This window comes from Treponema sp. R80B11-R83G3 (assembly GCF_054786115.1).
Map to the genome: position 1 here is coordinate 1 of NZ_BDHF01000078.1, position 6,200 is coordinate 6,200.

Annotated in this window: 5 protein-coding genes; 1 reads left to right on the forward strand and 4 read right to left on the reverse strand. The window is 38.5% G+C overall.

Annotation, left to right across the window (positions count from 1 at the left end):
• From ACYVRH_RS09815 to ACYVRH_RS09830, 4 genes are all read right to left on the reverse strand, one after another.
• Positions 1 to 755, reverse strand: a 755-nt coding sequence (locus ACYVRH_RS09815) for a hypothetical protein (protein ID WP_461256734.1), incomplete at its 3' end; no start/stop codon positions are given.
• A 45-nt stretch (positions 756 to 800) separates the two neighbouring features.
• Positions 801 to 2,324 (reverse strand): hypothetical protein, encoded by a 1,524-nt coding sequence (locus ACYVRH_RS09820; protein ID WP_461256735.1) that lies wholly within the window; start codon positions 2,322 to 2,324, stop codon positions 801 to 803.
• Positions 2,325 to 2,350: 26 nt separating this feature from the next.
• Positions 2,351 to 5,371: a WD40 domain-containing protein gene (locus tag ACYVRH_RS09825; protein ID WP_461256736.1), complete on the reverse strand. Its 3,021-nt coding sequence runs from the start codon at positions 5,369 to 5,371 to the stop codon at positions 2,351 to 2,353.
• Positions 5,372 to 5,411: 40 nt separating this feature from the next.
• Complete coding sequence (locus ACYVRH_RS09830) at positions 5,412 to 5,597, reverse strand: hypothetical protein (protein WP_461256737.1); 186 nt, start codon at positions 5,595 to 5,597, stop codon at positions 5,412 to 5,414.
• A 126-nt stretch (positions 5,598 to 5,723) separates the two neighbouring features.
• Between ACYVRH_RS09830 and ACYVRH_RS09835 the strand changes: the two genes are divergently transcribed.
• The gene (locus ACYVRH_RS09835; RefSeq protein WP_461256738.1) at positions 5,724 to 6,131 is read left to right on the forward strand and encodes a helix-turn-helix domain-containing protein; all 408 of its coding nucleotides are present in this window, start codon (positions 5,724 to 5,726) and stop codon (positions 6,129 to 6,131) included.
• The last annotated feature ends 69 nt before the right edge of the window (positions 6,132 to 6,200 follow it).

Below are 6,200 nucleotides of genomic sequence, written 5' to 3' on the forward strand. Positions count from 1 at the left end.
ATTATAAATTCATTTAAGTTATCTTTAGTTGGGTTTTGTTTATTCCAATCTATGTCCCACTCTTTTAGATTTATATACAAAGGTATTTTGTTGTTCCAATGTACCTTATGAAGCATATCTAAACAAAATTTACGCAGAATAACACTTTTTCCCGAACCTGGATCGCCTAGAACAAGAAACATTTTATCATTGTGGTATTTAATATTTTCCAACGCCTTGAGCAAATTGACTTGTTTATTATTAATATGCGCTTCAATATCAACAAATTTTTTCATGTTCCAATTAACATCGTCATCCAATTTATTTATGTACTTTATCAAATATTTACAAAAATTATCAATGTTTTCTTTACCGGCTTTTTTTATAAAAATATGCTTCTTATAAAACCAGGGGAATAATTTTATTAATGAATGGAATGTAAGCAATAAAAATAATATTATAACGCCAATGCTAATAAGCTCTATGGTTGAAATGCCGTCTGCTGATATAGATGGCGCAAAATGTTTAACTATGCTGGTTATTTTATTTGATAAAAATCGTCCGATTTGCTTTTTTAAATATGGAAGAAAAATCAAACTAATTGCCAGTTCCGCTAACCAAAAATCATGGAACCAGTTTTTTATGAATACAATTGTAAACAGGATGCCGTATAAAGCCGTGAATGTTATAGCGGTTTCAAGACCCAAAAGGGTATAAAAAATAAAAAATACCGCCGCAAGCATAAATATACCGCCTGCAAAGTTTTTTACATCCATTTAATTTCCTTTAATTAACAATCTCTCCTGTTAATCCTATTGCCATTACAGGGTAGCAATAATTGAATTGATAACAAACGCAGTCAATAACGATAATGCCGCCGCCGAACTGTAAGGAACTATTTGCGATTTTACTATATTGGAATTGTCTTTTTTACTGAATTTGATTAACACAACAAGACAGGCAAGCAGAGCAAAAATTATTTCCACAAACCTCATGTTTGCAAGATTTTTATTTTTTACCTCCCAAGTTTTTACCGTATTTACAATAAAATCTTTTGTGTATTGACCAGACATTGCAGATACCTCTTTATTAACGACTTCCACAGCAGTAACGCGCGGAGTAATGAATTTACCGGTTTCCGAGCTGGTTTTTAACGATGAATTGAGCATTGCCTCAAACGGAACGTCTGTTTTTCCCGCTATTTCCCGGCGTACCTCGGCGACTTCTTCGGAAAAGATAATAGGATTTGTCGTTGTTCGTCCGCGCATACCGTTTATAATCTCAGTAGTTGTTATCTGCAAATCGCTTTCCCGTCTTGATGCCCTGTCAAGTAAATTTCTAAAAGAAGGCGCGGGGTCATCAAAACCTATATTCTTGAGAACCCGTAACGCGACATAAATACGCTCAGATTGATTTTTATCGAACCCTGATTGTATTAACGAATAAAAATTCTGAGACATGCCTTTTCCGGTTGTAGAAAAGTAATTTACTAAACTATCAACTGCTTTCATACTCCATGTTCTCCCGTCCCATTTCCCTGTTTTATTCAAACTTATTTTGCCGGAACTTATAAACTCATTCATTTTTTTATTAATTATATTTTCAAGCCCGAAATACTTCAGAAACAGGTAAATATATACCTGATTAAGGGGAATACCGTGAATGTCATTTAAATTGTTTTCTGATAAACTGATAAATTGATCCGCTTTTTCCCCCAATGCGTTTCTCAAAACGGTATTGTTACCGGGAAACTGCATTATATAAAGCGAAAGCGCTCCAATAATAAAAGCGTCTTTATTTGTTTGAGCGCTAAAACCGCCGGAACTTGAATTGTTTAAGATCGCGATAAAACGGCTTATAGCGTCGTTGATATACCGGCGGTCATCAAGACCGGACAAATAATCAAAAACATTTGCCTCAAATTCAATTTTAACGGTTCCTTTGATAATTGACCCGACCCATTCCGAATAATCCTTGCGCGAAAGTTCATTTACCATGTCGCGGTACGCCTTATAACGGGGATACCGCGATTCAAAATCAAGCGCGTAATTACTTTCGTAATCTGAGAGCCTAATCAGCGTTACGCCTAAAAAATGCTGTCTTTCGGCATCCGCTTCGATATAGGCTATAATATCATCAAAATTACTTTCTCCTATTTGTGCAAGCCTCGCCAATCTTTCACTGTCAAGTTCTTTGTCCAAAAAATCATTAACCTCGTTATTGGCTTGCACAATGCCATTTTCTTTTATAATGCTTTTTCCGTGCGGATAAATAATATATACGATAATCAAAGATGAACAAACAACCACGAAAACAAAACTTATAACAGGAATAATTTTCTTCATACATTACCCTCTAACTTCCCCTGTCTCTACAACTCCTTCCCACTCAATGCGTCATACACCTTGATAACTTTAGCGTCGCTGAAATTACACGCAGTGATGATCCGTCTGCCGTCAGGAGTCCATGTTAATGACATGGGTGTACCAAATATCCATAATTCACGTATTCGTGTACCTGCCTCTACATCAAATATTCCGATACACCCATCATTGTCATCATCAATGTAGCCAACCGCAATACGTTTACTATCGGAATTCCACGCCAAAGAAAGTGGTTTACAGTCTTTTATAGGTATGCTCTTTATTAACTTTCCAGTGTTTGCGTCCCATATTTTCACTTCCGCTTCTTCCATCGTACAAGACGCAATTCTTTTACCGTCAGGGCTGTACGCAAGACCCATGACCCTGCCTCCCTGTCCCGGAATCGTTTGCAAAACACGCCCGCTTTCAGCGTCCCATATCCGTATTGTTTTTTCTTGTTCAATTGTGCCGGAGGCAATCCGTTTTCCGTCAGGACTCCATGCTATCACGCCAACCATATCAGTATGCCCGCTCAAAGTACGGATTTCCTTTCCCGATTCAGCGTCCCAAATCTTAATAAGTTTATCGTCCGCGCAGGAGGCAATACGCTTGCCGTCGGGACTGTAACGGGCTTCGTTCACATAGTCCGTGTGGCCGCTGATTGTCCGTACCGCCCTGCCTGTTTCAGCGTCCCATATCCTGACTGTCTTATCTTCCACTCCGTGGATAATGGTCTTGCCGTCCGGGCTAAAGCTGACGGCATTCACCGAACCGCCAATGCCAGTAATGATACGCAGTTCCTTACCGCTTTCCAAATCCCAAAGTTTGATGGTCTTGTCAAGGGAAACCGAGGCGATTCTTGTGCCGTTTGGATGAACAGCCACCGAAGTAATCGTATCCTTGTGCGCCATTCTGCCGCTGTTGGCAAGCCTCGCCTGTACTACCGCAGGTTTGTTAAATGTAGAACGGTAGCGGTCTATTCCGGTAACGGTATTGCCCACCCTTGCGTTAAGATACTGGTCGCCTTTCGCGCTTGCGTTGTAGTAGCCGTCAGGCGTCATGGCAATCCATTCGCCATCATCAAAGGAAATAAGGCGGACTTTTTCAATAAAGGTTTCCGCATTCCAAATGCGGACAGAGCCGTCATAAGAACTGGTAACAATCCATTTACCGTCCGCGCTGTATGAAGCGAAACTTACATTGGCAATATGACCTGAAAGGTAGCCGACTATATTGGTTGTTTCAATATCGTAAATATTTACATCAAAATTCTGATTTATCATAATACGTTTACTGTCAGGGCTGTAAGAAACAAAACTTGGGTAATCAGAAAGCATTTTACCGGGTCTTATCAGTTTACCTGTTTCAGAGTCATGTATAAAAAAACCTTCTCCTCCGCTTGCACGGACAAACAGTTTCATATCAGGACTGGAATTTGAAAAACCTGAATTTTCATTTGTTTTAAGTATATTTCCGTTTGAAGCATCAAGCATTCGTCCATATGATACATAGAGATGACGGCCTTGCGGTTCGAAAGTGATAGATTCTATGTCTCTTTTTGGTATTAAAGTTGCCCATTGCTGTCTGCCAGTTTCCACATCCCACATTTTAACTGTATTATACGAACCTGTTGCCAACATTTTACTGTTAGGATTCCACGTTATGGCATGTGCCTCATCATTCCAATAATAAACCCCTTCCTTGCTGTCGCTAAAACCACTACTTATTGTTCTCAGTACCTGACCTTTTTCCACATCCCATATTTTAACACTTTTATCATTATCACCGTATGATTTAGTCGCAAGCCGTTTGCTGTCAGGACTCCATATCACCCGCCCTACATCGTCGTTATGTCCGCTCAATATTTTTATGCGCTGTAATGTTCCTGTATCCCACAAATGGATAACTTTTTCGAAGGCGACGGCAATGTATTTCCCATTGGGGCTGATAGAAGCGGATGGTATATCACGAACATGGCGAGTTCCAAAAGCTAGAAGGTTTTTCCCATTTTCAGCGTTAAAAATTAAGATTGTTCCATCTACATATCCGACAACGATACTTTTTCCATTGGGATGGTATGCAATTGGTGGTTTAGCTTGGATCATAACTGATATATCCATCTTTATTGATAAGTTTGATGATATCTGTATAATTTCCTTTCCATTTGCTACATTAAAAATTTTAATTTCTCTTAGAGTTGCAATTGCAATATTTCGGCTATCAGTACTGAAAGCTTCTCTTCTATTATCACTAGAATACTCAATACCGAATATTGGATTAAAGTTATTTGCATCAAAAACACCCATAATATTATAACCACTTAATAATAATCGTCTGCCGTCTGGGCTCATTTTTACTCTATTAACATTGTCCTTTGTTGTGATACTTCTTATTTGCCTTCCTGTTTCTACATCCCATATTCTAGTTGTTTTATCACTGGCAGAAGAAATAATTTGTCTACCATCTGGGTTCCATGCAACAGAATTAACAACATCTGTATGCCCACTGATATTACTAATTTCCTTTCCGCTTTCGGCATCCCATAACTTTATTGTTTTATCATCACTTCCGGAAACTACCCGTTTCCCGTCAGGGCTAAAAATGGCAGAGCGAATATACCCACCATGCCCGCTAAGCCGCCTTAAAGTTCTGCCTGTTTCAACATCCACAATTATAATTGCGCAGTCTTTATAATCATAAATGCCGCCTTCCGAACGGTTAATGATCATAAGGCATTTTTTCCCGTCAGGGCTAAACTCAGCATATTCACACATATATCTTGAATTAGCGTAAGAATAACAAGTATAGAGCGTTTTAATTTCCCGACCGGTTTCCGCAGACCAAATTTTTACGTTTCCTTCTCTGGTAACACGATAATTATCCGTAGTAAGGATATATTTCCCGTCAGGGCTGTAACTAATTGAGCTGATTCCATACCCTGTCCCAATCTGTGGATAAATCTCCACCTGCTGCGCAACAGCCGCCATCGCCGTAAAAAACGTCAGTAATACGATGAATAATTTTTTCATGCCGTTTCTCCTTCGTTCAAAATTATATTGTTGTATGTTTTTATAAACCTTTCCAGCAAAAATTTTCTTGAGCAGACATAGTTGTTGCGTCGGCAACTATTGCTTCATCTTCCTTTTGAGCTTTCAATAAGTTCTCCGCTATCTTTATCAAATTTTTCTTATTTTTTTCTGTAAAGTGCGTGTATATTTCACTAATCACGGCAAATTTTTCTATTTCCCCTTCCATAACGCCTTACCTTGTATGTTACTATAAGTATCATATAAGATTTATATAGTATCAGTCAATACCTTTTACATAAAACCTTGTTTTTTTTGTGTTTTTTTGGTATTCTGGACTTGGTAAGGGGTTTCAATGGCAATACCCATAAATGAACGCTTAAAAGCGGTAAGAACAGCCCTTAAACTTTCCCAAAGGGACTTTACAAAGGGAATTTATACCGCCCAAAGCGTTTATGCCCGTATGGAATCGGGCAAACAGCCAGTAAATGAACGTACAATAGAGTTAGTTTGCTATAAATACGGCGTTGAAAGAGCATATTTAAGAGAAGGAAAAACAGACAAAATTTTCAGCGACATCCCCCCCGATGTCAAATTAGACCATTTATACCAGATTTTTATCGAACTAAACGGTCTATTTCAGGATTATCTAATCATTCAGGCAAAAGAACTCTTTAAAGTCCAAAACCAGTACGAGGAACAACATCAAAAACCCGCTCCTAAAAGCAAAAAACGTCAGATAAAAGAACGGAAAAACAGTTAATAATGGTTTCTCCCCACATTCCACGAGGTGGCATTGCAAACAATTGCTACTACTCAAAATACATGATAT